The organism is Pseudomonas fluorescens, assembly GCF_001623525.1.
GTDB classification, from domain to species: domain Bacteria; phylum Pseudomonadota; class Gammaproteobacteria; order Pseudomonadales; family Pseudomonadaceae; genus Aquipseudomonas; species Aquipseudomonas fluorescens_Q.
This window is the reverse complement of the sequence record NZ_CP015225.1, coordinates 4,387,030-4,412,651: the sequence shown is the minus strand read 5'-3', so window position 1 is coordinate 4,412,651 and position 25,622 is coordinate 4,387,030. Positions and strand designations below refer to the sequence as shown.

Annotated in this window: 23 protein-coding genes and 3 pseudogenes; 3 read left to right on the top strand and 23 right to left on the bottom strand. The window is 61.8% G+C overall.

Annotation, left to right across the window (positions count from 1 at the left end; all coding sequences use genetic code 11):
• Positions 1–36: 36 nt before the first annotated feature.
• From TK06_RS33585 to ubiE, 13 genes and pseudogenes are all read right to left on the bottom strand, one after another.
• Positions 37–900: a methyl-accepting chemotaxis protein gene (locus TK06_RS33585; RefSeq protein ID WP_409077398.1), complete on the bottom strand. Its 864-nt coding sequence runs from the start codon at positions 898–900 to the stop codon at positions 37–39.
• Positions 895–1,941, bottom strand: a pseudogene (locus TK06_RS33580) (methyl-accepting chemotaxis protein); the annotation flags it as partial. The gene TK06_RS33585 and the pseudogene TK06_RS33580, both read right to left, overlap by 6 nt.
• 150 nt (positions 1,942–2,091) lie before the next feature.
• Positions 2,092–2,796, bottom strand: a complete 705-nt coding sequence (locus TK06_RS33575) for a methyl-accepting chemotaxis protein (protein WP_409077397.1) — start codon at positions 2,794–2,796, stop codon at positions 2,092–2,094.
• 198 nt (positions 2,797–2,994) lie between these two features.
• A pseudogene (locus TK06_RS33570) lies at positions 2,995–3,927 on the bottom strand (methyl-accepting chemotaxis protein); the annotation flags it as partial.
• A gap of 240 nt (positions 3,928–4,167) precedes the next feature.
• On the bottom strand, positions 4,168–4,875 hold the full coding sequence (locus tag TK06_RS18930; protein ID WP_063323325.1) for a 16S rRNA (uracil(1498)-N(3))-methyltransferase: 708 nt from the start codon (positions 4,873–4,875) through the stop codon (positions 4,168–4,170).
• A complete protein-coding gene (gene tatC, locus TK06_RS18925; protein ID WP_060739577.1) occupies positions 4,872–5,669 on the bottom strand; it encodes a twin-arginine translocase subunit TatC in 798 nt (265 codons plus the stop codon). The genes TK06_RS18930 and tatC overlap by 4 nt, the downstream gene beginning before the upstream one ends.
• The gene (tatB, locus tag TK06_RS18920; protein ID WP_063323324.1) at positions 5,666–6,088 is read right to left on the bottom strand and encodes a Sec-independent protein translocase protein TatB; all 423 of its coding nucleotides are present in this window, start codon (positions 6,086–6,088) and stop codon (positions 5,666–5,668) included. Before tatB ends, tatC begins: the two co-directional genes overlap by 4 nt.
• 10 nt (positions 6,089–6,098) lie before the next feature.
• On the bottom strand, positions 6,099–6,386 hold the full coding sequence (locus TK06_RS18915; protein WP_063323323.1) for a twin-arginine translocase TatA/TatE family subunit: 288 nt from the start codon (positions 6,384–6,386) through the stop codon (positions 6,099–6,101).
• Positions 6,387–6,410: 24 nt separating this feature from the next.
• Positions 6,411–6,743 (bottom strand): phosphoribosyl-ATP diphosphatase, encoded by a 333-nt coding sequence (locus tag TK06_RS18910; RefSeq protein WP_003186671.1) that lies wholly within the window; start codon positions 6,741–6,743, stop codon positions 6,411–6,413.
• Complete coding sequence (gene hisI / locus TK06_RS18905) at positions 6,736–7,134, bottom strand: phosphoribosyl-AMP cyclohydrolase (protein WP_063323322.1); 399 nt, start codon at positions 7,132–7,134, stop codon at positions 6,736–6,738. The genes TK06_RS18910 and hisI overlap by 8 nt, the downstream gene beginning before the upstream one ends.
• A 112-nt stretch (positions 7,135–7,246) precedes the next feature.
• Positions 7,247–8,851, bottom strand: a complete 1,605-nt coding sequence (ubiB, locus tag TK06_RS18900) for a ubiquinone biosynthesis regulatory protein kinase UbiB (RefSeq protein WP_063323321.1) — start codon at positions 8,849–8,851, stop codon at positions 7,247–7,249.
• Positions 8,848–9,472, bottom strand: a pseudogene (locus TK06_RS18895) (ubiquinone biosynthesis accessory factor UbiJ). The gene ubiB and the pseudogene TK06_RS18895 overlap by 4 nt, the downstream one beginning before the upstream one ends.
• Positions 9,472–10,242, bottom strand: coding sequence for a bifunctional demethylmenaquinone methyltransferase/2-methoxy-6-polyprenyl-1,4-benzoquinol methylase UbiE (ubiE, locus tag TK06_RS18890; RefSeq protein WP_003196937.1), 771 nt, complete (start codon positions 10,240–10,242; stop codon positions 9,472–9,474). Before ubiE ends, TK06_RS18895 begins: the two are co-directional and overlap by 1 nt.
• Positions 10,243–10,397: 155 nt before the next feature.
• On the opposite strand from ubiE, the gene TK06_RS18885 reads away from it, so the two are divergent.
• The 3 genes from TK06_RS18885 to TK06_RS18875 all read left to right on the top strand — a co-directional run bounded on the left by TK06_RS18885 (position 10,398) and on the right by TK06_RS18875 (position 12,250).
• Positions 10,398–10,673, top strand: a complete 276-nt coding sequence (locus TK06_RS18885) for a polyhydroxyalkanoic acid system family protein (protein ID WP_063323320.1) — start codon at positions 10,398–10,400, stop codon at positions 10,671–10,673.
• A 262-nt stretch (positions 10,674–10,935) separates the two neighbouring features.
• Positions 10,936–11,358, top strand: a complete 423-nt coding sequence (locus TK06_RS18880; RefSeq protein WP_003196940.1) for a phasin family protein — start codon at positions 10,936–10,938, stop codon at positions 11,356–11,358.
• Between the two features lie 10 nt (positions 11,359–11,368).
• Positions 11,369–12,250 (top strand): phasin family protein, encoded by an 882-nt coding sequence (locus tag TK06_RS18875; protein WP_063323319.1) that lies wholly within the window; start codon positions 11,369–11,371, stop codon positions 12,248–12,250.
• A gap of 162 nt (positions 12,251–12,412) precedes the next feature.
• Here the strand turns inward: TK06_RS18875 and TK06_RS18870 are convergent, their stop codons facing one another.
• The 10 genes from TK06_RS18870 to TK06_RS18825 form a co-directional block, all read right to left on the bottom strand.
• Entirely contained in the window at positions 12,413–13,033 is a 621-nt protein-coding gene (locus TK06_RS18870; RefSeq protein WP_063323318.1) for a TetR/AcrR family transcriptional regulator, read from the bottom strand.
• A gap of 61 nt (positions 13,034–13,094) precedes the next feature.
• Positions 13,095–14,777: a class II poly(R)-hydroxyalkanoic acid synthase gene (gene phaC / locus TK06_RS18865; RefSeq protein ID WP_063323317.1), complete on the bottom strand. Its 1,683-nt coding sequence runs from the start codon at positions 14,775–14,777 to the stop codon at positions 13,095–13,097.
• A gap of 112 nt (positions 14,778–14,889) precedes the next feature.
• Complete coding sequence (phaZ, locus tag TK06_RS18860) at positions 14,890–15,744, bottom strand: poly(3-hydroxyalkanoate) depolymerase (protein WP_063323316.1); 855 nt, start codon at positions 15,742–15,744, stop codon at positions 14,890–14,892.
• 84 nt (positions 15,745–15,828) lie between these two features.
• Positions 15,829–17,508, bottom strand: a complete 1,680-nt coding sequence (phaC, locus tag TK06_RS18855; RefSeq protein WP_063323315.1) for a class II poly(R)-hydroxyalkanoic acid synthase — start codon at positions 17,506–17,508, stop codon at positions 15,829–15,831.
• A gap of 278 nt (positions 17,509–17,786) precedes the next feature.
• Positions 17,787–18,164, bottom strand: a complete 378-nt coding sequence (locus tag TK06_RS18850; RefSeq protein WP_063323314.1) for a gamma-butyrobetaine hydroxylase-like domain-containing protein — start codon at positions 18,162–18,164, stop codon at positions 17,787–17,789.
• Positions 18,165–18,361: 197 nt separating this feature from the next.
• Positions 18,362–19,699, bottom strand: a complete 1,338-nt coding sequence (gene hslU / locus TK06_RS18845) for an ATP-dependent protease ATPase subunit HslU (RefSeq protein WP_063323313.1) — start codon at positions 19,697–19,699, stop codon at positions 18,362–18,364.
• Between the two features lie 56 nt (positions 19,700–19,755).
• Positions 19,756–20,286, bottom strand: a complete 531-nt coding sequence (gene hslV, locus TK06_RS18840) for an ATP-dependent protease subunit HslV (RefSeq protein ID WP_003196958.1) — start codon at positions 20,284–20,286, stop codon at positions 19,756–19,758.
• 267 nt (positions 20,287–20,553) lie between these two features.
• Entirely contained in the window at positions 20,554–21,249 is a 696-nt protein-coding gene (locus TK06_RS18835; RefSeq protein ID WP_063323312.1) for an SPOR domain-containing protein, read from the bottom strand.
• A 1-nt stretch (position 21,250) separates the two neighbouring features.
• Positions 21,251–22,987, bottom strand: coding sequence for an arginine--tRNA ligase (argS, locus tag TK06_RS18830; protein WP_063323311.1), 1,737 nt, complete (start codon positions 22,985–22,987; stop codon positions 21,251–21,253).
• A 181-nt stretch (positions 22,988–23,168) separates the two neighbouring features.
• Complete coding sequence (locus TK06_RS18825; protein ID WP_063323310.1) at positions 23,169–25,388, bottom strand: primosomal protein N'; 2,220 nt, start codon at positions 25,386–25,388, stop codon at positions 23,169–23,171.
• Positions 25,389–25,622: the final 234 nt, after the last annotated feature.

The following is a 25,622-nucleotide window of genomic DNA, read 5'->3' as shown; positions in this document are numbered from 1 at the left end:
AAAATGGATATACACACAAGACCCAAGTCAAACGCATCAAACCCGGAACCGCCCCACCAACGTCTGCAAATGCACCCCCAAGCGCGCCAATTCAGCACTCGAAGCGGCAGTCTCCTCACTGGATGACGCCGTTTGCTCTGACACATCACGCACATTCAGTACGCTACGGTTGATCTCCTCAGCCACAGCACTCTGCTGCTCAGCCGCAGCGGCGATCTGCTGATTCATCGCCTGGATCGCCGAGACGGTACGTGTGATGTTTTCCAGCGACGCACCGGCACGACGGGTCAGCTCGACGCTGCTGTCGGTCAGGCTGCGGCTGTTGTCCAAGGTCGCCGCGACCTGCTCAGTGCCCGACTGCAGGCCAAGGATCAGTTCCTCGATCTCTTCAGTGGACTTCTGGGTGCGCTGGGCCAGGCTGCGGACTTCATCGGCGACCACCGCAAACCCACGCCCGGCTTCACCGGCCCGGGCCGCTTCGATGGCGGCGTTGAGGGCCAGCAGGTTGGTTTGCTGGGCGACGGACTTGATCACATCCAGCACACTGCCGATCTTGTCGCTTTCTCGCTTCAGCTCGCCCATGGCGGTGGTGGAATTACCCACTTCGAGTGCCAGGCGCTCGATCTGGGCAATCGCTTCGCCGACGACTTTATCGCCTTCGCGTGCCTGGGCATCGGCGGCGACGGCCGCTTCGGAAGCCTCTTCGGCATTGCTGGCCACTTCCTGCACCGTGGCGGTCATTTCGTGCATGGCGGTGGCGACCTGGTCGGTTTCCGCTTTCTGGCTGTTGACCCCGGCGCTGGTCTGTACGGTAACGGCCGATAGTTGTTCGGCGGCGCTGGCGATTTGCGTGACGCCTTCGCTGATGCCGCCGATCAATTGCCGCAGGCCCACGGTCATGTTCTGCATGGCGCGCTGTAGCTGGCCCAGTTCGTCGCGGCGCTCGGAAGTGAGGTTGTGGGTCAGGTCGCCGGCAGCCACGCGTTCGGCGATTTTGAGGGTCTGGCCCAGAGGACCGACGATCTGCCGGGTGATGACCAGGGCGGCGATGACACCGAACAACAGGGCCAGTACGGCAGCCGAGACCAGGAAGGTCTTGGCCTTGGCGGCATCAAGGTCGCGCACAGCGGTCTGGGAGACCGTCAGTTTTTGGCTGGCGTCGATCAATACGTCGCCTTGCTCTGCCATGCGCTTGAGTGCGGCGGCGTTGTCGATCTGGGAGTCGCGGAACTGGCTGACCGCTGCGCGATAGACATTGATCGAGTCGTTGGCCTGTTGCAGGTTGACGGCATGTTCTTCGGGTAACTGCTCTGGCAAGCGTGCGAGAAGCTTGAGGACATTGTCGATGGCCTCAAGGGCCGGTTGCTGGGCTTCGTTCTTGCCGCTGTAGGTATAACCGCGAACTTGATAGCGTGCTTGCTGGATCGCCTTGCTCAGGGTCACAGCGTTGTTGAACTGGGCGACGCTGTCGCCTTGCAGCAACGACTTTTCTACTTCAGCGACGCGAGCCACGGCATTGTCTGCACTGGCACCGAGTTTGCTGCGGGCATCTTCTCGGCTGGCGGTAGCGCGTGTCATCTCGGCGAAGGCTTTTTTGTACTCGGCCACGGCGGCCAATTGTTTATCGATCAGTGCGGCATCGGCCGGTTGTTCGATCTGTTGGCGGGCGGTTTTCAGCCCGGCGTCGAGTTTGCCAATCAGGTCGTTGACTTGTTGGGGGCCATTCTCGCCCCGCGAGGTGTCGTAGTTCATGCGTGCCAGGCGCAAGTCCTTGGTCAAATCGTTCAGGCTGGCGATGAACCCCAGTTTGTCGCCACGGCTGATGACGTTACCCAGGCCGGTCCAGCCCGTGAAGGCGATTATCACGGTCAGGAACAGCACCAGGCCGAAGCCGAAACCGAGTTTGCGATTAACGCCTACATTACCTAGCCATCGGAACATGCTGTTACTCCCTGCAGCGCTGAGTTTATGTGCTGGGAGCTATATCGACCGTTTGGAAGGGATCTGTAGAGAATAGATGTCACCGTAGTGGCCGCTTCGCGCCCAAGCGCGAGCAATCTCCGGCCACGGTTTTTAATACCTGCCTTCTGGTTAGACCTTGAAGCGACCTACCAGCGTCTGCAAATGAACCCCCAACCGTGCCAGTTCGGCGCTGGAGGCGGCGGTTTCCTCACTGGAGGAGGCGGTTTGTTCGGAGACATCGCGAACGTTCACGACGCTGCGGTTGATCTCTTCGGCCACGGCGCTCTGCTGCTCGGCGGCGGCGGCGATCTGTTGGTTCATCGACTGGATCGCCGAAACCGTGCGGGTGATGTTTTCCAGTGAGCCACCGGCCCGGCGGGTCAGTTCGACGCTGCTGTCGGTCAGGTTGCGGCTGTTGTCCAGGGTGGTCGCAACCTGTTCGGTACCCGATTGCAGGCCGAGGATCAGGTCTTCGATTTCTTCGGTGGACTTCTGGGTGCGCTGGGCCAGGCTGCGCACCTCGTCGGCCACCACCGCAAAACCACGCCCGGCTTCACCGGCCCGGGCTGCTTCGATGGCGGCGTTTAGGGCCAGCAGGTTGGTTTGCTGGGCGACAGACTTGATCACGTCCAGCACGCTGCCGATCTTGTCGCTCTCGCGCTTGAGGTGGCCCATGGCTTCGGTGGAGATGCCCACTTCCTTGGACAGGCGTTCGATCTGGGCGATGGCTTCGCCGACCACTTTTTCGCCTTCGCGAGCCTGCTGGTCAGCGGCAACTGCCGCTTCGGAGGCTTCCTCGGCATTGCGCGCCACTTCCTGCACGGTGGCGGTCATTTCGTGCATGGCAGTGGCGACCTGGTCGGTCTCCGTTTTCTGGCTGTTGACCCCGGCACTGGTCTGTTCGGTAACGGCCGAGAGCTGTTCGGCGGCGCTGGCGATTTGCGTGACGCCGTCGCTGATACCCCCGATCAGTTGCCGCAGGCTGATCACCATTCGCTGCAGGCTGGCTTGCAATTGGCCCATGTCGTCACGGCGGGTAACCACCAGGTTATGGCTCAAATCGCCCGAGGCGACACGTTCGAGGGCCACCAGGGTCTGTTGCAGAGGCACGACGATCTGGCGGGTTATGATCCACGCAGCCAGCAGACCAAACGCTAACGCCAGGACGGCAACGGTAATCAGGGCCTCTTTCGCATGAATCGTCTCCAGGTCGCGCTTCTCAATCTGTGAGGCCGTCAAATGTTTGTTCAGCTCATGCAAATGGGTGTCCTGGTCGACCATTCTCTTGAGGGCTGAGGCGCTGGCGACCTGCGAATCGCGGAACTGGTTGACGGCTGCGCGATAGGCTTTCATTGATTCGGCGGCTTGTTGCAAGTTGGTTGCGTGCTGCTCCGGTAACTTGCCCGGCAGGCTCTCGAAGTTTTTCAGGACGTTTTCGATGGCATCCAGCGCCGGCTGCTCGGCGTCGGCCTTACCGCTGTAGGTGTAGCCGCGAACTTGGTAACGCGCTTGCTGGAGCAGTTTGCTCAGCTCGACCACGTTGTTGAATTGCGGGACGCTGTCGCCTTGTCGCAAGGCATTTTCGACGTCTGTCACCTTGGCCACGGCGTTGTCGGCGTTGGCGCCAAGCTTGGACCGGGCCGACTCGCGGTTCTGCGTCGCTTGAGTGAGGTCGACAAAGGCGCGCTTGTATTCATCGACATTAGCCAATTGCTGATTGAGCAACTCCTGGTCTGCCGGGCGCACAAATCGTTTGAGGGCAGCTTGGATGCTCTCTTGAAGTTTGCCCAGGAGCTCGTTGACGGCTGTCGGCCCTTGTTCGCCGCGTCGCATCTCGTAGTCGAGACGGGCGACGCGCAAATCCTTGGCCGCCTCGTTGATACTGGCGATGGAAGCTTGTTTATCTGAGCGGCTGATCACACTGCTCAGGCTGTTCCAGCCGGCGAGAGTGCTCAAGAGGGTCATGAGCAGGACCAGGCCAAAACCGAAACCCAGCTTGCGATTGACGCTGACGTTTCCCAGCTTTTCGGTTAACCAACTGAACATGCCGATACTCCCTCAAACCTGTTATAGGCCTTATGAAGAGAGTATCGACCATATGACAGGGATCTGTAGAAATCGTCAGGGAGTCTAGCGGTGGAGAGGGCAAGCGTTGCAGCCAGCGAGGATGAATCGCCTGTGGTCACGTTGCACAAGCTACGAGGATCAGAACAATCGCGCGAGCAAGGCAGTTACCGCAGTCTCGACCCGCAGGATTCGCTCGCCCAGTTGAACCGGTTGCAGGCCGGCCTTGCCCAGCAGTTCGATCTCGTAGGGAATCCAACCGCCTTCGGGGCCAATGGCCAAGGTCACCGGCTCTGTTAGCGCTCGCGGGCAGGGCGGATAGTTGCCAGGATGGCCGACCAGCCCCAGGGTGTCATCCGCCATGGCTGGCAAGCGGTCCTCGACGAAGGGCTTGAAGCGTTTTTCGATGATGATTTCCGGCAGCACGCTGTCCCGGGCCTGCTCCAGGCCCAGGATCAATTGCTCGCGGATGGCCTCGGGCTCCAGGAACGGCGTCTGCCAAAAGCTCTTTTCCACGCGATAACTGTTGACCAGCACCACGCGCGGCACGCCCATGGTGGCGATGGTCTGGAACACGCGACGGAGCATTTTCGGGCGAGGCAGGGCCAGCACCAGGGTCAGCGGCAACTTGGCCGGCGGCGGCTGGTCGAGGGTCACTTGCAGTTCGGCCTCGCGGGCTTCCAGGCGCAGCACCTGGGCGGTGCCCATCAGCCCGCCGATGCGCCCGACGCGCAGGCTGTCACCGACGGCGCTGCGATGGACTTCCTGCATATGGGTCAACCGGCGATCGCTCAGGATTACCCGGTCAGGCCCGATGAAATCGGCCTCTTCGAGCAGCAGCAGGTTCACGCTTGGGTCGCTGGCGGCTGGTCGTTGTGGTCATCGACCGGCTGGTCCTCGGGTTCTTCTTCCCGGCGCTTGCGCACCAGGCCACCGAACAGGATGCCGATCTCGAACAGCAGCCACATCGGCACCGCCAGCAGGGTCTGGGAGAAGATGTCCGGTGGGGTCAGGATCATGCCGACCACGAAGCAGCCAATGATCACGTAAGGACGGATCTTCTTCAGGTAGGCCACGTCGACCACGCCGATCCATACCAGCAGCACCACGGCCACGGGGATTTCGAACGCCACGCCGAAGGCGAAGAACAGCGTCATGACGAAATCCAGGTAGCTGCTGATGTCGGTCATCATTTCCACGCCCGCCGGGGTGGCGGCGGCGAAGAATTTGAAGATCAGCGGGAACACCAGGTAATAGGCGAAGGCCATGCCGGTGTAAAACAGCAGGATGCTGGACACCAGCAGCGGCACGGCGATGCGTTTTTCGTGCTTGTACAGGCCCGGTGCGATGAAGCCCCAGATCTGGTGCAGGATCACCGGGATCGCCAGGAACAGCGAGACCATCATCGTCAGCTTCAGCGGTGTCAGGAACGGCGACGACACGTCGGTGGCGATCATTGTCGCCCCTACCGGCAGGTACTGGCGCAGCGGCGTGGAGACGAAGGTGTAGATCTGCTGGGTGAAGGAAAACAGCCCGGCGAAGATGATGAAAACCGCCGCGACGCAACGCAGCAGGCGTGTGCGCAACTCGGTGAGGTGCGATACCAGCGGCATCGGCTGGTCGTTTTCAGGGATATCGCTCATGGGGCTCGCGGCGGCAAAGTAGGGTCGTTAGGCGCAGGGACAGCAGGGGACGCTATATCCGTTACCGTCGGTGTCACTGGTGCCGGTTCAGCCAGTGGCTGCGCACCATCCACCGGCGCCTGTGGCGCAATCGTCGGTTCGGCCACGGGCTGAACCGGCGTCGGTTCCTGTTGGGTCGGCGTGAAGATTTTCCGCGCTTCCTGCTCCAGGGACAGAATATGTTCGTTGTGAAGTTGCCGACGGATGTCGTCGGCCCCGATTTCACGTTCAACTTCCTGTTTGATCGCATTGAAGCTGCGCTTCAGGCGGCCGATCCACAGGCCGGCGGTGCGCGCAGCACCCGGCAGACGCTCGGGGCCCAGTACCAGCAGGGCGACGAGGCCGACGAGCAGCAGTTCAGTGAAGCTGATCCCAAACATTAGTCAGTGCTCACGAGTCTTTGCGGACGGGCTCTTCGACTTTCTGTGCCTGCACGTCGATGGTGTGCGGCGCGTTCACAGGCTGGCTGGCCTGGGGGTGTACCGGTTGGGTCGGCTGCGCCGGTTGGCTAGCAGCCGCCGACGGGTCGGCCGGTTTTTCGTCGTCGTTCATAGCCTTGCGAAAGCCCTTGATCGACTCGCCGACATCGGTGCCGAGGTTTTTCAGTTTCTTGGTACCGAACACCAGCACCACGACGACCAGGATGACGACCCAGTGTTTCCAGTCAAAGATACCCATGTGGCTACTCCTCTCAAAAATTGATCAGGCGGACGGGCGCGAGGCTTTCTCGACGTGCCCGGACAGACCGAAGCGACGGTCCAGTTCATCCAGTACGGCCTGCGGATGCTGCCCCAGTTGGGCCAGCATGACCAGGCTGTGGAACCACAGGTCGGCGGTCTCATAGATCACGTCGCTGCAATCGCCACTGATGGCGGCGTCCTTGGCGGCGATGATGGTCTCGACCGACTCTTCGCCGACTTTCTCCAGAATCTTGTTCAAGCCCTTGTGGTACAGGCTGGCGACATAGGAACTGTCGGCCGCGGCGCCCTTGCGCTCTTCCAGCACCTGGGCCAGGCGGGTCAGGGTGTCACTCATGCGTATGTCCTGAATAAATGGCGTGCGGGTCCTTGAGCACCGGGTCGACGATTTTCCAGTCGCCGTTCTCGAAGACGCGATAGAAGCAGCTTTGACGGCCGGTGTGGCAGGCAATCTCACCGACTTGCTCGACCATCAGGATGATGACGTCGCCGTCGCAGTCCAGGCGCATCTCATGCAGGTGCTGCACGTGCCCGGACTCTTCACCTTTGCGCCACAGCTTGCCACGGGAACGTGACCAATAGATGGCGCGGTTCTCGGCGGCGGTCAGGGCCAGCGCTTCGCGGTTCATCCAGGCCATCATCAGCACACGCCCGGTCTTGTGATCCTGGGCGATGGCCGGCACCAGGCCGTCAGCGTCCCATTTGATCTCGTCCTGCCAGTTTTTCATCTTGAGTCCTGACGGCAGCGGCAAGCTTTAAGCTTCAAGCTGCAAGTAAAAAGCAGATTTATGTATGTATGGAGCTTGTGGCTTGCAGCTTAAAGCTTGCGGCTGATTCCTGCTATCGGCGAACGACCAGATACAGACCGACCACCATCATGATACCGGCGGGCCAGTGACCCAGCTGGCTCAGCGGCCCGCCGGTCGCCAGCACGGCGCCGCCACCCAGGTGAGCTGCGCCCAGCAGGCGCAACAGCCAATCGTCCTTGCGTCGTTGCCACGGGGGCGCCGGGTCGTGGGCGTGGGGCTGTGACATGCGTTCGAGCAGGTCGCGGGTCATGTTGGCCAGGTGCGGGAGCTGCTCGAACTGGCTTTGCACGTTGCCCAGCAAGGTTTTGGGGCTGACGCGCTCGCGCATCCAGCGTTCGAGGAACGGCTGGGCGGTGTTCCACAGGTCGAGGTCCGGGTATAGCTGGCGGCCGAGGCCTTCGATGTTCAGCAGGGTTTTCTGCAACAGCACCAACTGTGGCTGGACTTCCATGTTGAAGCGTCGCGCGGTCTGGAACAGGCGCATCAGTACCTGGCCGAAGGAAATGTCTTTTAACGGTTTTTCGAAGATCGGTTCGCACACGGTACGGATCGCCGCTTCGAATTCGTTGAGCTTGGTCTCGGCCGGCACCCAGCCCGAATCGATGTGCAGCTGGGCGACGCGACGGTAGTCACGCTTGAAGAAGGCGAACAGGTTACGCGCCAGGTAGTCCTGGTCTTCAGGGGTCAGGCTACCGACGATGCCGCAGTCGATGGCAATGTACTGCGGGCTCCACGGCTGCACGGTGCTGACGAAGATGTTGCCTGGGTGCATGTCGGCGTGGAAGAAGCTGTCGCGAAACACCTGGGTGAAGAAGATTTCCACGCCGCGTTCGGCCAGCAGTTTCATGTCGGTGCGCTGGTCGGCCAGGGTCGCCAGGTCGGTGACCTGGATGCCGTAGATACGCTCCATCACCAATACTTTCGGCCGGCACCAGTCCCAATAGACTTGCGGCACATAGAGCAGCGGCGAGCCCTCGAAGTTACGACGCAGCTGGCTGGCGTTGGCGGCCTCGCGCAGCAGGTCAAGTTCATCGTAGATGGTTTTTTCGTAGTCCTGGACCACGTCCACCGGGTGCAGCAGGCGGGCATCGGCTGACAACCGCTCGGCGGCGCGGGCGAGGATGAACAGCCACGCCAGGTCTTGGGCAATGATCGGCTTGAGGCCTGGGCGGATGACCTTGACCACCACTTCTTCGCCGCTCTTGAGTTGTGCGGCGTGAACCTGGGCGACGGAGGCCGAGGCCAGGGGTTCGACGTCGAAACGGCTGAAGACTTCGCTGATCTTCTTGCCCAGTTGTTCCTCGATCAGCGCCACCGACACCTTGGAATCGAACGGCGGCACGCGGTCTTGCAGGCGCATCAGTTCATCGGCGATGTCTTCGGGCAACAGGTCGCGACGGGTCGAAAGGATTTGCCCGAACTTGATGAAAATCGGCCCCAGGTCCTGCAAGGCCAGGCGCAAGCGCGCACCGCGACTCAAGTCCAGCGTTCGCCGGGGAAACCAGCGCCACGGCAGCACGAAGCGCAGGGCCAGGAGAAACCAGGGCAACGGCAGGGCGAACAGCAGGTCATCGAGGCGGTAGCGGATCACGACGCGCTGGATGCGCAACAAACGGCGGACGGCAAGCAGCTTCATGCGTTATCGCTTGGTTTCAAGGGATCGGGAAAGGCGCTCGAAACGCGCCTCGAGACGTTCCAGGTCAAGTTTGATCTGGTCCAGTTCATTAAAACGGGCTTGTGCTTCGCGTTGGCCTACGAGGGTACGCGATTCTTCGGCCAGGTATTCACTCAGATTCTGCCCCAGGCTGGCGAACCCTTGCCGATACCAGCGGCTGCGGCTGCGCAAATGGCCGCTGAGCAATTGGGTCGCCACCGGACCGATCCAGCGAGACACTTCGTATTCCCAGTCCAGTTCCAGGTCCTGGAGAATCGCCGCCAGCTCCAGCAGTACGCCGCTGTCGCCGTCGAGCTCCACGTCGGGGCTGTGCAGCACCGCGGTCTTGTCCTTGCCCAGGGCCAGGTTCAGCAGGCTCGACGCCGGTGCGCGCAGCGTGCAGTCGGCCTCGGCCTCCCAGTGCGCAGCGAGCATCAGGCCCTCGTCGCTGGGCAGGATGAACAACCGCAACGTCGGGCTGCGGCAGTCCACGGCAATCACCTTGCCGCTCAAGTGCGCCAGGCGCGCGAGCGCCGTGCTGTCCAGGCGCAACACCCGGTTGAGGCCGAGTTCAACGCTGGCAAGCAGGCCGGTGAGCAGCATCAGGGCTTGATACCGCGGTGCAGGGCGACAATGCCTGCGGTCATGTTGTGGTAGGTCACGCGGTCGAAACCGGCCTCGACCATCATCGACTTCAGGGTTTCCTGGTTCGGGTGCATGCGGATCGATTCGGCCAGGTAGCGATAGCTTTCCGAGTCGTTGGTGATCAGCTTGCCCATCAGCGGCATGAAGGCGAACGAGTAGGCGTCATAGGCCTTGGACATCAGCGCGTTGGTCGGTTTGGAGAACTCCAGCACCAGCAGGCGGCCACCGGGCTTGAGCACGCGCAGCATCGAGCGCAGGGCATCTTCCTTGTGGGTGACGTTGCGCAGGCCGAAGGCGATGGTTACGCAGTCGAAATGGTTGTCGGGGAACGGCAGCTTTTCAGCGTCGGCCTGGACGAACTCGACGTTGCCGGCCACGCCCAGGTCCAGCAGGCGGTCGCGACCGACCTTGAGCATGGATTCGTTGATGTCGGCCAGGACGACTTGGCCGGTCGGCCCGACGATGTGGGAAAACTTCTTCGTCAGGTCGCCCGTGCCGCCGGCGATGTCCAGTACGCGATTACCACTGCGCACGCCTGACAGTTCGATCGCGAAACGCTTCCACAGGCGGTGCATGCCGCCCGAGAGCAGGTCGTTCATCAAGTCATACTTGGCGGCTACGGAGTGGAAAACCTCAGCGACTTTTTCCGCTTTCTGGCTTTCCGGCACGTTCTTGAAGCCGAAGTGAGTGGTGGGTTCGGCATCGCTGCCTTTGCGCTGATCAGTCATATCGCGGTCACCAAAAAAGAATGCGGGACATTCTAATCCCGGTGGAGGGCTTTGTCTTGGCAAGGCTGAAGGTAAGATGGGCGACCGCCGGGACGTTTTGACGCAGGCAGGGTCTGAAACGTTCAGGCAAGTCCCGATAAAACAGGAGTCACCCGATGGCCCGTATAACGGTTGAGCGTGCCCATGGCCTGGGCAAGGAAGCGGCACGAGAGAAAGCCGACAAGCTGGCGCAGAAGTTGTCCGATAGCTATGGCCTGGAGCCGCAGTGGGAGGGCGACACCCTGAAACTCAAGCGTTCCGGGGTCAAGGGCGAAGTGCATGTTGGCGAGGACTCGATCCGCGTCGATGTGGAACTGGGCATGTTGATGTCGGCCATGAGCGGCACGATCAAGACGGAAATCGAAAAGGCGCTGGATAAAGCGTTGGCTTGATCGACGAAAGAAGGGAAGTACAGCACTCAAGATCACCACCTTTCCCTGTGGGAGCGACTTTGCTCGTGATTACGCAGTATCAGTCAACGTCGATGTGACTGACCCAATGCAATCGCGAGCAAGCTCGCTACCACAGGGAAAGTCATCGCCCTCAGGTTTGTGTCAGTTGTTAGGGTGCCGTTTCTAATTATTGTCACTACTTTGTGCCTGAGCCCGACCGTGTGCGGGCAGTTCCTCAAACCATTTTCGAGTGAGGTGCACCATGGCCAAAGTTATTCTGAAGAAAAAAACCGACGTTGAATCTTCCACGCTCAGCGACGTGAAAACGTACGCGCGCAAGATCTGGCTGGCGGGCCTGGGCGCCTACACGAAGGTCGGCCAGGAAGGCAGCGAGTACTTTCAGGAGTTGGTAAAGGCTGGCGAAGTTATTGAAACCAAAGGCAAAAAGAAAATTGCCGGAAAACTTGAAGCGGCCAACAGCGAATTGATTGAAGCCAAGAGCGACGTCAATACTTTCAAGGCCCGGGTTGAAGTACAACTCGATAAAGTCGAGAAGGTATTCGATGCCCGTGTTGCAAGTGCCTTGAATCGTATCGGCATTCCGTCTAAACATGACGTTGAGACACTCTCTGCTAAGCTCGATGAGCTGACAGCATTGCTCGAACGTGTCGCGCGTAAACATTAAGGAGAACGGGATGGCTGGCAAAAAAATCACAGAAAAAGAGGGCAGCTCGTGGGCCGGGAAGATTGAAAAGTATTCCCGCAAAATCTGGCTTGCTGGTTTAGGCGTGTACTCGAAGATCGACACTGACGGCAGCAAGCTCTTCGAGTCCCTGGTTAAGGACGGCGAAAAGGCCGAAAAACTCACCAAGACGGCCGTCGGCAAACAAGTCGATGCAGCCAAGGGCTCTGCCGAGTCCGCCAAGTCGCGAATCGGTGGCGTGAAGGATCGTGCACTGGGCAAATGGGACGAACTGGAGGGGGCTTTCGACAAGCGCCTGAACAGTGCGATCTCGCGCCTGGGTGTGCCGAGCCGTAATGAAGTCAAGGCACTGCACAGCAAGGTCGACACCCTGACCAAGCAGATCGAAAAACTCACCGGCGCCAAAGTCGCACCCGTGGCGACCAAGACTGCAGCGGCCAAGCCGGCCGCTAAAACGGCGGCCAAGCCATTGGTCAAGGCTGCGGCAAAAACCGCCGCCAAACCTGCGGCGAAAGCAGCAGCCAAGCCCGCGGCTAAAACTGCTGCGGCCAAGCCTGCTGCCAAGGCGGTGGCCAAACCGGTAGCGGCCAAAGCGGCAGCCAAGCCTGCGGCCAAACCCGCGGCTAAAACGGCAGCGGCCAAACCGGCAGCGAAACCCGCGGCCAAGCCTGCGGCAAAAGCGACCAAACCTGCTGCGGCGAAAAAACCGGCCGTGAAAAAACCGGCCGCGCCGAAAGCCGCTGCACCGAAGGCGCCAACCGCGGCCGCCAAACCGGCGACCCCGACGAGCACGGCGAACTCCGCCGCCGCTCCGACCCCGGTCGCCACGCCAACTCCAGCGCCGGCTCCAACGACGCCTACCACCCAGTCCTGATTCTGCGGGACATGCAAAAACGCCCGGCCTGTGAAGGCCGGGCGTTCGTTCCCACGCTCCCGCGTGGGAATGCCTCCAGGGACGCTCTGCGTTCCGCTGTTTGAGACGCGGAGCGTCTCGGGCTGCATCCCCCGCAGAGCATGGGGCGAGCGTCACACTGCGTTACTCGTGTTCTTCCAGGTAGCGCAACGCCAGTTGCTCAGTCGCCACCTTGGTCGCGGGCGGCAGGTGCGGGGCCACCAGCATCATGATCTGGTAGACCACCAACCGAACCTCGCCTTCACGGTCGAGGATCCGCTGATAGTCCAGGGAGAACAGCAAGGTCATGGTGATCTGCTCCACCAGCTGCCCTAGGGCCTGGGTATCGCTGATCAGCAAACCCTGGGCCTTGAGCTGCGCCAGCAGTGAGGCGAGGGTGCGCTTCAGGGCATTGAGCAACTGGCGGATACCCTTGGCCAGCTTCGGCAGGCGCCCGGCCAGGTTCGACAGGTCCTGGAACAGAAAGCGGTACTGGGCCAGGCGTTCGACGATCAAGTGCAGGAACAGCCAGTAGTCTTCTGGCGCCAACTGCACGTCCGCCGGAGGGTCCAGCAGCGGCGCCAGTTCGCCCTGGAATCGCTCGAATAGCCCGAGGATCAGCGGTTCCTTGCCATGAAAGTGGTAATAGAGGTTGCCCGGGCTGATGCCCATTTCGTTGGCAACTTCCATGGTGGAGACGTTCGGCTCGCCCTTTTCGTTGAACAATTGCAGGGCACATTCAAGGATGCGGTCGCGGGTTTTCATCCGGTCTTCTTAATGATCAAGTCATGCCACGGCCAATCGCCTGGCCGTGGGGTAAGGTGCTTCAGCGCACGCGAACATAGGTACCGGGAGCTGCGTCCAGAGGCGGGTAGTTCGCGTTGCCCAAGGTCATCTGGGTTTCGTGCTGGGCGCCGGAACGCTCCTGGATCCAGCCCAGCCATTGGGTCCACCAGCTGCCTTCGACGTGTTTGGCGTCGTAGTACCAGGCCCGTGGGTCGCTGCTCAATTTTGCGCTTTCGATGAAGTTGGCCTTGGGGTTGCCCGGCGGGTTGAGGATGCTCTGGACGTGGCCGCTGTTGGAGAGCACGAAGCGTTTTTCGCCACCGAGCAACAGGGTCGAGCGATACACCGCGTCCCACGGTGTGATGTGGTCATTTATGCCGCCCACACTGAAGCTGTCCACCGTCACTTTCTGCAGGTCGATAGGTGTGCCGCACACTTCCAGACCGCCGGGATGGGTCAGTGGGTTGTGCTTGAAGAAGTCCAGCAGGTCGCCGTGGTAAGCCGCCGGCAGGCGGGTGCAGTCGTTGTTCCAGTAGAGGATGTCGAAGGCCGGCGGCTCCTTGCCCAGCAGATAGTTGTTGATGAAGTAAGTCCAGATCAGATCGTTGGGGCGCATCCAGGCAAACACCCGGGCCAGGTCGCGGCCATCGAGGATGCCTTTCTGGTAGGAACGGCGCTTGGCGGCTTCGAGAGTCTGCTCGTCGATGAACAGCGTGGCCGGGCTGTCGATCTGGCTGTCCAGCAGGCTCACCAGGTACGTGGCACTGGCGACCCGACGCAACTGGCGCTTGGCTTGCAGGTGGCCTTGCAGGGCGGCGATGGTCATGCCTCCGGCGCAGGCGCCCATCAGGTTGACCTCGCGGGCGCCGGTGATCGCCCGGCAGACGTTCATGGCCTCTTCCACGGCCTCGACGTAGCTGGACAGGCCCCATTCACGGTGGCGTACGTCAGGGTTGCGCCAACTGATGATGAAAACTTGCAAACCGTTTTTCAGGGCGTACTGGACGAAGCTGTTGGAAGGGCTCAGGTCGAAAATATAGAACTTGTTGATCTGCGGCGGCACGATCAGCAACGGCTTGGCGTATTGCTTTTCGCTCATGGACCGGTACTGGATCAGCTCGAGCAATTCGTTGCGAAATACCACCGCGCCAGGGGTGGTTGCCAGGGTCTTGCCGACTTCAAAGGCATGGGGCGTGGTTTGTCGCGGCAACCCGTCGTTGTGCAGCAGGTCATCCACCAGATGGCTGAGGCCTCGAACCAGGCTGGTGCCGCCGGAGTTGAACAGCTCCTTGACCGCCAGCGGGTTGAGCAAGGTGTTGGACGGCGAAACGGCGTCGTTGAGCAGGGCGAAGGCGAAGTGGGCGCGGGCGCGGTCATCCTGGCTCATGGTGCTTTCGTCGATCCAGCTCGTCACCTGTTTCTGCCAGCTCAGGTAGGCCTGCAGGCTGCGGCGGTAGAACGGATTGAGCTGCCAGGTGGGGTCGGCGAAACGCTGGTCGTTGGGGTTGGTGGGGTGCAGGGTCTCCCCCAGCAGCACTCGGCCCAGTTGACCGCCCAGCTTCAGCGCATGCCGGGCACTGTGCACCGGGTTGCGCAAGCCGTGTACGGCAACGCTGCGCAAGGTGGACAGCAGGTCCCTGCCACGCAGGCCGGTGACCGCACTTTGTGCGTTGATGAAGCTGGCAGGGGCGGGCATGGAACCCTTCGCCGGTTTGTCGCGCATGAGTCAACTCCTTCGTCATCAGGCTAAAAACAAACACACCGAACCAGACAACATAGTCGCTGTTTCGGGTCGCTGCGCGGTCCGGCGTCCTGCCAGGCGCTAATGGGCGGTTTCAGCCGCCCAGTGGTGAGGGGTGCGGATGCATCACCGCACGCTGACGTTCTTCCTCCAGGAATTTCATGATGATCGGCGCCACCGCCTCGGCCCGGGTGATCAGGAACAGATGGCCGTCATCGATGATGTGCAATTGGGCGTTGGGAATGCGCCAGGCCAGCATGCGCATGTTGATCAGCGGGATCAGCGGGTCATCGTCGCCAGCCAGCACCAGGGTCGGCTGGTGGATCTTGTGCAGCCAGTGGATGCTGGTCCAGCCCAGGCCGGCGAACAGTTGCCAGTAATAACCGAGCTTGCCCGCCGAACGAACCTTGGCCGCATGGCTGGCCGCCAGGCTCGGGTCGCGACGGAACGAACCGCCGTAGATCAGTGGGGCGATACGTATCACATGGGAAGGTTGAACGTAGCGCCGGGGGCTGGCCATCATCCACAGCACCTTCGGTTTACCCGGCACCATCACCGCCCCGGCCGCCGTGGCCGCCAGTACCAGCTTCTTGCAGCGCTCGGGGTAGTCATGGGCGAACTGCTGGGCCAGGGCGCCCCCCCAGGACACGCCGATCACATTGACCTGCCCGTAGTCCAGGTAATCGAGCATTCGCGCGGTGAGTTTGGCCAGGCCAGGAAAACGATACGGCCGGTTGGGCGTCGATGAGCCGCCGACACCGGGTACGTCAAAGGCGATGACTTCCAGGTCCGGGTCCAGGGCCTGGATGAACGGGAACACCAGCTCGAGGTTGGCGCCGATGCCGTTGAAAATCAGCAGCGGCGTCAAGTGAGGCTTGCCGGGACGTACCGCGGTGCGCAAGGTCTGGCCATCCAGATCGACGGTACGGAAGATGTACGGTTGCGGCATGCTCAAGCCCTGGGGTGGAGAAGTGGAAAAGCAGCATCAAGCTTCAAGTTTCAAGCTGCAAGTTAAGGCGCTTGAAGCTTGCAGCTATCTTTCATGCACATAAGTGCCGGGCGCCGCTTCACCGGCCGGGTAGGCCTTGTTGCCCAGCACGGTCGGGGCTTTTTTCAGTTTGCCCGAGCGCTCGGCCTGCCAGGCCTGCCAGTGCAGCCACCAGGAGTCGGTGTGCTTGGTTGAATTCTCCTGCCAGTCCTCGGCCTTGGCTGGCATGTCATCACTGGTCATGTAGCGCGACTTGGGGTTGCCTGGCGGGTTGAGGATGCTCTGGATATGGCCGCTGCTCGACAGTACGAACTCCACCTTGCCGCCAAACAGCTGTGCCGACTTGTAGCAGGACTTCCACGGCGTGATGTGGTCGTTGGTGCCGGCCAGGGAGAAGATGTCGGCGGTGACCTGCTTGAGATCGATGGGCGTGCCGCACACTTCCAGTGCATTGGGACGGATCAGTGGATTGTTCTTGAACATTTCGATGAGATCGCCGTGGAACGCCGCCGGCAGCCTCGTGGTGTCGTTGTTCCAGAACAGGATGTCGAACACGGGCGGCTCGTTGCCCAACAGATAATTGTTGACCCAGTAGTTCCAGATCAAGTCGTTGGGGCGCATCCAGGCGAACACCTTGGCCATGTCGCGACCTTCGAGTACACCGGCCTGGTAGGAATGGCGCTTGGCCGCTTCCAGGGTCTGTTCGTCGACGAACAACGCCACGTCGGTGTCCAGGGTGGTGTCGAGCACGCTGACCAGCAGGGTCAGCGCATTGACCTTTTTCTCGCCGAGGGCGGCGTAATGGCCCAGCAGCGCGGTGCAGGTGATGCCGCCCGAGCAGGCGCCGAGCATGTTCACGTCCTTGCTGCCGGTGATGGCCGTGACCACGTCCACCGCTTCCTTGAGCGCCTCGATGTAGGTCGACAGGCCCCACTCGCGCTGTTCCTTGGTGGGGTTGCGCCAACTGACGATGAAGGTCTGCACGTTGCTGCGCAGGCAGAAGCGCGCCAGGCTCTTGTCCGGGCTCAGGTCGAATACATAGAACTTGTTGATTTGTGGCGGCACCACCAGCAGCGGTCGCTCGTGGACCTGCTCGGTGATGGGGCGGTACTGGATCAGCTCCAGCACGTCGTTGCGAAACACCACGGCGCCTTCGGTCACGCCCAGGCTCTTGCCGACCTCGAACGCGCCCATGTCGACCTGGCTCGGCATCCCGCCGTTGTGCACCAGGTCCTTGGCCAGGTGGGACAGGCCATCGAGCAGGCTCTTGCCGCCGGTTTCGAAGAAGCGCTTGACTGCTGCCGGGTTGGCCGCCGAGTTGGTCGGGGCCATGGCTTCGGTCATCAGGTTGATCACGAAATGCCCGCGGCTGATGTCCGCGGGCGAGAGGTTGCTGTCGTCGATCCAGGCGTGCAGCTCCTTGCGCCACGCCAGGTAGGTTTGCAAGTAGCGTTTGTAGAGTGGGTTCTGGCTCCACGCCGGGTCAGCGAAGCGACGGTCGTCGCCGGCCGGCTGCAGTTCGGATTTGCCGAACAGGACATTCTTGAGTTCGACGCCGAAATGGGCGACGTGCTTGACGCTGTGCAGCGGTTGTTTGATGGCCTGGGTCAGCACCATGCGGGCAGAGGCCAGCAGATCTTTCCTGCGCAAGCCGACGACGGGATTCAACCCCAGGGTATTTTCCGAGGCTTGATACTTCAGGTCATCGTTGTTCTTGTTGCTCATCTACGACGCTCCATTGTCCTTCAGACGAGTACCCGGATCGTGCCATGAAGCCACACAGCCAATACCAGGTACGCTGCTCGGGTGACCATTAATTCCGCATCGAGGGCCAATGAGGAAACGTATGCCAGGAACTCGGCGGTTCCTTTGCAGGTAACTTGCCAGCTCCATTGGTTACCCGAGTTTAATTTTTTTCGCAAGCAGGCCAGTCATTGACGTTGCTGCGCGGGCATTCAAGCAGATGAGTCTAGAAAAATCGCCCTAAAGCGCCAGCCCCTGAGTTAGAGCATCAGCTTGACGACGGACTCGTCCGGGTCGCGGGTTTTTCCGGCGGCCTTGAGTTCGCCAAGATAATCGTTCCACAAGTCTTCCTGACGCACCGCCAACTGGTAGAGATAGTCCCAGGTGAACAGCCCGCTGTCGTGGCCGTCGTCGAAGGTCAGTTTCAGTGCGTACTGGCCGGCCGGTTCGACCTTGATCAGTGCAACGTTGAGCTTGCCGTATTGCAGGATGGGTTTGCCGTGGCCCTGGACTTCGGCGGAAGGCGAGTGCACCCGCAGGAACTCGGCGGGCAAGTGATACTCCTCGTCCGGCGCGTATTTGAGCGTCAGGGTCTTGGAGGCTTTGTGCAGGTTGATGGCGGTGGGGAGTTTGGTCATGGCAGATCGTCCGTTTCGTGACGCCTTGCATGAGCGATCCGTGGCGAGGGAGCTTGCTCCCGCTGGAGGGCGAAGCCCTCCCAAAAGACTCCCGATAATCCGCCGGATAAGCGGCGGCGTCGGGTTTTTGGGGCCGCTTCGCGACCCAGCGGGAGCAAGCTCCCTCGCCACAGGAGCCCGCTCACACATCGTGTGGCCTACAGGATATACCGCGACAGATCTTCGTTTTGCGCCAATTCACCCAGGTGGCTGTTGACGTACTCGGCGTCGATGAGGATCGGCGCTTCGTTGTGGGCGCTCGCCAGGTCGCCGGCGCTGAACGAGACTTCCTCGAGCAGGCGTTCGAGCAACGTGTGCAGGCGACGGGCACCGATGTTCTCGGTCTTCTCGTTGACCTGCCAGGCGATCTGGGCCAGGCGCTTGATGCCTTCCGGGGTGAACTCGATGTTCAGGCCTTCGGTCTTGAGCAGCGCGCAATACTGTTCGGTCAGGGACGCGTGGGGCTCGCTGAGGATGCGTTCGAAGTCTTCCGGCGTCAGCGCCTTGAGCTCGACACGGATCGGCAGGCGACCCTGCAGCTCTGGCACCAGGTCGCTCGGCTTGCTCAGGTGGAACGCACCGGAGGCGATGAACAGAATATGGTCGGTCTTGACCATGCCCAGCTTGGTGTTGACCGTGCAGCCTTCGATCAGCGGCAGCAGGTCGCGTTGTACACCTTCGCGGGACACATCGGCACCGCCGACATTGCCGCGCTTGGCGACCTTGTCGATTTCATCGATGAACACGATGCCATGTTGCTCGACCGCCTCCAGCGCCTTGGCCTTCAACTCTTCTTCGTTGACCAGGCGGCTGGCTTCTTCGTCGCGCACCAGTTTCAGCGCTTCCTTGACCTTGAGCTTGCGGTTTTTCTTCTTGCCCTTGCCCATGTTGGCGAACAGGCTCTGCAACTGGTTGGTCATCTCTTCCATGCCTGGCGGCGCGGAAATATCGACGCCGGCCATTTCGGCCACTTCGATCTCGATTTCCTTGTCGTCCAGCTGGCCTTCGCGCAGGCGCTTGCGGAACAGTTGGCGGGTGTTGGAGTCCTGGGTCGCGGCGGCGTCGGCGTTGAAGCCCATGCGCGCTGGTGGCAGCAGGGCGTCGAGGATGCGCTCTTCGGCGGCGTCTTCGGCGCGGTGGCGGACCTTGGTGATTTCCTGTTCGCGCAGCAGCTTGATGGCGGCATCGGCCAGGTCACGGATGATCGACTCGACGTCGCGGCCGACATAGCCGACTTCGGTGAATTTGGTGGCTTCGACCTTGATGAACGGCGCGTTGGCGAGTTTGGCCAGGCGCCGGGCGATTTCGGTTTTACCGACACCGGTCGGGCCGATCATCAGGATGTTCTTGGGGGTCACTTCGACGCGCAGTTCTTCGGGCAATTGCATCCGGCGCCAGCGGTTACGCAGGGCGATGGCGACGGCGCGCTTGGCATCGTCCTGGCCGATGATATGGCGGTTGAGTTCGTGGACGATTTCGCGGGGAGTCATGGACATAATAATGGGTGGTCCTCAAGCAAGAATGGGCCGTGGCGTGGTTCGCCTGGGCAGGCTTATTCCGCGAGGTCCTGCTCCTCAATGGTCTGGGTGTGGTTGGTGAAGACACAGATGTCGCCGGCAATGCCCAAGGCAGTCTCGACGATCTCACGAGCCGACAGGTCGGTTTTTTTCAGCAGGGCACTGGCCGCAGCCTGGGCGTAGGCACCGCCGGAACCCATGGCGATCAGGCCGTCTTCGGGCTCAACGACGTCGCCGTTGCCGGTGATGATCAGGGAGGCGTCCTTGTTGGCGACCGCGAGCATGGCTTCGAGGCGGCTCAGGGAGCGGTCGGTGCGCCATTCCTTGGCCAGTTCCACGGCGGCTCGGACCAGGTGGCCCTGGTGTTTCTCAAGTTGGCCTTCGAAACGTTCGAATAACGTGAAGGCGTCGGCAGTGGCCCCGGCGAAACCGGCGATGACTTCGCCGTGATACAGGCGGCGGACTTTCTTCGCGTTGCCTTTCATCACGGTGTTGCCCAGTGAAACCTGGCCGTCGCCGCCCATGACGACTTTGCCATGACGGCGGACTGAAACGATGGTGGTCAAGGGAGAGTCTCCACGCAGCGGGGCGAAAATGCCCGGATGGAACTCATATGGGGGTGGCGCGGGGTTTTTCAACTGTGGGGTGGGGGAGGGGACGAGTGGTGTCCCGGGTTGCCGATCAGGTTTGTGGCAAAGGCATTCACTGTGGCGAGGGAGCTTGCTCCCGCTGGAGCGCGTAGCGGTCCCAAGCTGTTGGGGCTGCTGCGCAGCCCAGCGGGAGCAAGCTCCCTCGCCACAAAAGCCCCACAGCCACAGGTGTCCTTGACGAGATCAGCGGCTCTGGCGTTGTTGTAACAACAGGTTGCTGAAACCGCTGCCGGCCAATTGTTTCTGGGCCTTGGTCAGTTCTTCGCGGTTGCTGAACGGCCCGACCAGTACCCGGTACCAGGTTTCGTCCTTCACGGTGCCGGACTCCACCGCCACGGACTGACCCAGCAGAATGATCTGCGCGCGGACCTTGTCGGCGTCGGCTTCCTTGCGGAACGAACCGGCCTGCAGGAAGAACTTCGTCACCGGCGCGGCTTTCTGCACCGGTGGGGCGGGCGGCGGCGTGATGCCGGCCAGGGCCGCCTGGGCGCGGGCGGTGTCGATCTTCGCCGCTTCGGCCGGGGTCACCGGCGTGGTGGGCACTTGCGGCGTCGGCAGGGTTTTCTCCGGTACGGCTTCGGGCGGCACGATGACTTCCGATTCCGGCAGCAAGGTGTAGAAGTCGTACTTCGGCTTCACCGGTTGCGTTGGGCTCGGCGGAGTCTTGTTGGCCTCGGCGATCCGCGTGGCTTTCTGCTGCTCTTGCCGGACGCGCTTGACGTCATCGCCCTGGCCCGGCTCCAGCTTCATCAGAAACACAATGAAAGCGCCGACGGTCAGGCCGATGGCCATCCACAACCAGCCCGGAATCGGTTTTTTGGCTGGAGGCTGGTAACGACTGGCGCCGCGTTTGGGTGCAGGTTTTTTCTTGGCTGCCAACTTACATGCGCTCCAGGGTTTCCAGGCCCAGCAGTTCCAGGCCTTGCTTGAGCGTACGCCCGGTCAGCGCGGCGAGGCGCAGGCGGCTCTGCATTTGCTCTGGGGTTTGCGCGTTGAGGATCGGGCAGTTCTCGTAGAAGCTGGAGAACAGGCCGGCGACATCGTACAGGTAGGCGCACAGGGTGTGCGGCGTGCCCTTGTCGGCGACGTTATTCAACACTTCACCGAACTGCGCCAGCTTCGCCGCCAGCTCCTGTTCGTGAGGGGCCTCGAGCACAATCTGGCCGTCCACTTCATTGAAGCTTTTGCCGAGCTTGCGGAACACCCCCGCCACGCGGGTGTAGGCGTACAGCAGGTACGGCGCGGTGTTGCCTTCGAAGTTGAGCATCAGGTCGAAGTTGAAGCTGTAGTCGCTGGTGCGGTGCTTGGACAGGTCGGCGTATTTCACCGCGTCGATGCCCACCACCTTGGCGATGTTGCGCAGTTCGTCCTCGGCCAGGTCCGGGTTCTTGCCCTTGACCAGGGTGTAGGCGCGATCCTGGGCTTCGGTCAGCAGGTCGATCAGTTTTACCGTGCCGCCATCGCGGGTCTTGAATGGGCGGCCGTCGGCGCCGTTCATGGTGCCGAAGCCCATGTGCTCCATCTCCATTGGATGGGTCACGAAACCGGCCAGGCGTGCGACTTCGAACACTTGCTGGAAGTGCAGAGCCTGGCGCTGGTCGACGAAGTACAGCACCCGATCGGCCTTGAGCACGCTGTTACGGTAGCGCACGGCTGCCAGGTCGGTGGTGGCGTAGAGATAGCCACCATCGGCCTTGACGATGATCACCGGCAACGGCTCGCCATCGGCGGTCTTGAACTGGTCGAGGAACACGCACTGGGCGCCGTTGCTTTCCACCAGCATGCCCTTGGCCTTGAGGTCGTTGACCACGTTGATCAGGTCGTCGTTGTAGGCGCTTTCGCCCATCACGTCGGCCATGGTCAATTTGACGTTCAGCAACTCGTAGATTTTCTGGCAGTGGGACAGGGAGATGTCCTTGAACTTGCTCCACAGCGCCAGGCACTCGGCGTCGCCGGCTTGCAGCTTGACCACCAGGCCCCGGGCACGGTCGGCGAACTCGGGCGACTCGTCGAAGCGTTGCTTGGCGGCGCGGTAGAAGTTCTCCAGGTCCGACAGTTCGTCGCTGGTAATGGGGTTTTCCTGCAGGTAGGCCATCAGCATGCCGAACTGGGTGCCCCAGTCGCCAACGTGGTTCTGACGGATCACGGTGTCGCCGAGAAACTCCAGGACCCGCGCCACGCCGTCGCCGATGATGGTCGAGCGCAGGTGGCCGACGTGCATTTCCTTGGCCAGGTTGGGGGCCGAGAGGTCGACCACGGTGCGCTGCAACGGACCGGCCTTGCGCACGCCAATGCGCTCGTCAGCCAGGGCCGCGTCCAGGCGCGAGGCCAGGGCCTGGGTGTTCTGGAAGAAATTGATGAACCCGGGGCCGGCAATGTCGGCCTTGCTGACGTTCTCGTCGGCCGGCAGCGCGGCGATGATTTTCTCCGCCAAGTCCCGCGGTTTCATGCCGGCCGGCTTGGCGAGCATCATCGCGATGTTGCTGGCGAAGTCGCCGTGAGTCTTGTCGCGGGTGTTTTCGACCTGAATCGCCGGCGACAGGCCTTCTGGCAGCACACCTTCAGTGACGAGTTGGGCGATGGCTTGCTGGATGAGCTGGCGAATGGTGTCTTTCATGGTCTTCTCTTTCAACCGCAGGCGCGGCGGCGCTTCGATGCGCTGGTGGAAAAACTGGGCATTATCCGTGGCCCGGACGAGCTTGCCAACTGTAGCGGGTCGGTTGGGGCTCAGTGGTGATTATTCTTGCTGGCCTGGATGCACTCGGTCCCTCAGGGGACAAAGCTTGCGATCTGCTTATTCAGTACAAATCCACCGGATCCACATCCAGCGACCAACGCACCGCGCGTCCACTGGGCAGCTGCTCCAGCACCAGTAGCCAGGCGCTCAATAGCCGATGCAACGGCGCCCGGGCATTGGCTTGTAATAAAAGCTGGGCTCGATAGCGTCCCGCCCGCCGTTCCATCGGCGCCGGCACCGGGCCCAAGAGTTCGATGCCGGTGAGGTTCTGCTCCGCCAGCAAACGCTCGGCCTCGCTGCAGGCTTCATCAAGGAACGCTTCGGCCTGCCCCGGCTTGTGGGCCTCAGCCCGCAACAGCGCCAGATGGGCAAAAGGCGGCAGGCCGGCGCTGCGCCGTTCACTCAAGGCCTGTTCGGCGAAGGCGAAATAACCTTGCTCGGTCAGTTGGATCAGCAACGGATGATCGGCCAGGTGGGTCTGGATGATCACTTTGCCCGGCTCCTCGGCCCGCCCGGCCCGGCCTGCGACCTGGACGATCAACTGCGCCATGCGCTCGCTGGCGCGGAAATCACCGGAAAACAGTCCGCCATCGGCGTCGAGGATCGACACCAGCGTGACCCGTGGGAAGTGGTGCCCCTTGGCGAGCATTTGCGTGCCCACCAGGATGCACGGCTGGCCCTTCTGGATCGTCGCGAACAACTGGTTCATCGCATCTTTGCGCGAAGTGCTGTCGCGATCCACCCGCAGTACCGGGTAATCGGGGAACAGAATGCCCAGCCGTTCTTCGGCACGTTCGGTGCCGGCACCGACCGGGCGCAAGTCCACTTTGCCGCACTGCGGGCAATGCCTGGGCACGCGTTCGGCGTGGCCGCAGTGGTGGCAACGCAACTCGCCATGGCGTTGATGCACGGTCATCCGCGCATCGCAACGCTCACAACCAGACATCCAGCCGCAGTCGTGGCACAACAGGGTCGGGGCAAAACCGCGGCGATTGAGGAACACCAGGACCTGTTGCCCGGCAGCCAGGGTCTGGCCGATGGCTTGCTGCATCGGCCCGGAAATACCGCTGTCCAGCGGGCGGCTTTTCACGTCCAGGCGCAGGAAGCGCGGTTGCTTGGCGCCGCCGGCCCGCTCATTGAGGCGCAGCAGGCCGTAGCGGCCGGTGTAGGCGTTGTGCAGGCTTTCCAGCGACGGGGTTGCCGAGCCGAGCACGATGGGAATGTTTTCCTGGCGGGCGCGCACCAGCGCCAGGTCGCGGGCGTGGTAGCGCAGGCCTTCCTGCTGTTTATAGGAACCGTCGTGCTCTTCGTCGATGATGATCAGGCCGGGGTTCTTCATTGGCGTGAATAGGGCCGAGCGGGTGCCGATGATGATGTCGGCCTCGCCGTCCCGGGCGGCGAGCCAGGCCTCCAGGCGTTCGCGGTCGTTGACCGCTGAGTGCACCAGGGCGATCCGGGCGTTGAAGCGCTGTTCGAAGCGCGCCAGGGTTTGCGGGCCGAGGTTGATTTCCGGAATCAGCACCAGCGCCTGCTTGCCGGCCTCCAGGGTCTGACGGATCAGTTGCAGGTAGACCTCGGTCTTGCCGCTGCCGGTGACGCCCGCCAGGAGAAAGGCGTGATAACTGTCGAAGCCTGCGCGAATGGCCTCGCAAGCGGCCCGCTGTTCGGTGTTGAGCGGCAGTTCCGGCTGGGCCAGCCAATGTTCATGGCGGGCGCCGGGGGCGTGCCTGCGTATTTCCACCTGGACCAGGTCCTTGGCCAGCAACAGGTCCAGGCTGTCCTTGCTGAGCATCAGTTTGCTCAACAATTGGTGTGCCACGCCGTGGGGATGTTGGGCCAGGGTCGCCAAGGCCTCGCGCTGGCGCGGGGCGCGGGCGATGCGTGGATCGTCCAGCGAGGCGCCGGGCGCCACCGACCAGAACCGCTCCTGGCGCGCCTCGGCCGGTTCGCCCTGGCGCAGCAGCACCGGCAGCGCCCAACTCAGGGTGTCGCCGAGGCTGTGCTGGTAATACTGGGACGTCCACAGGCACAACTTGAACAGCGCGGCGGGCAGTGGTGGCGTGGCATCGAGCAGGGCCAGGGCTGGTTTGAGCTTGTCGACCGGGACCTCGCTGTGGTCGGTGACCTCCACCAGGATGCCGATCATCTCCCGCCGGCCGAACGGCACCCGCAGGCGCATGCCCGGCTGCAACTGGGCGCGCAGGACTCCGGCCGGGGCGCGGTAGTCGAACAGGCGGCGCAGCGGCGAAGGCAGGGCGAGGCGCAGGATGGCGTCGGGCACGCGGGGGATCTCGATAGGCGGACAAGTTCGCAAGGCTGAACACGATTCAATGTGGGAGCGAGCTTGCTCGCGATGGCCGTGGCACAGCCAGCATCACTGCAACTGGCCCACCGCTATCGCGAGCAAGCTCTCTCCCACAGGGATTGTGCTTGAGGCCGCGAGCCTAGCAGACGGTTGGTACAAGTCATAGCTTGCGTGATTGATGTTGTCTGGTAGAATCCGCGGCCTAATTAC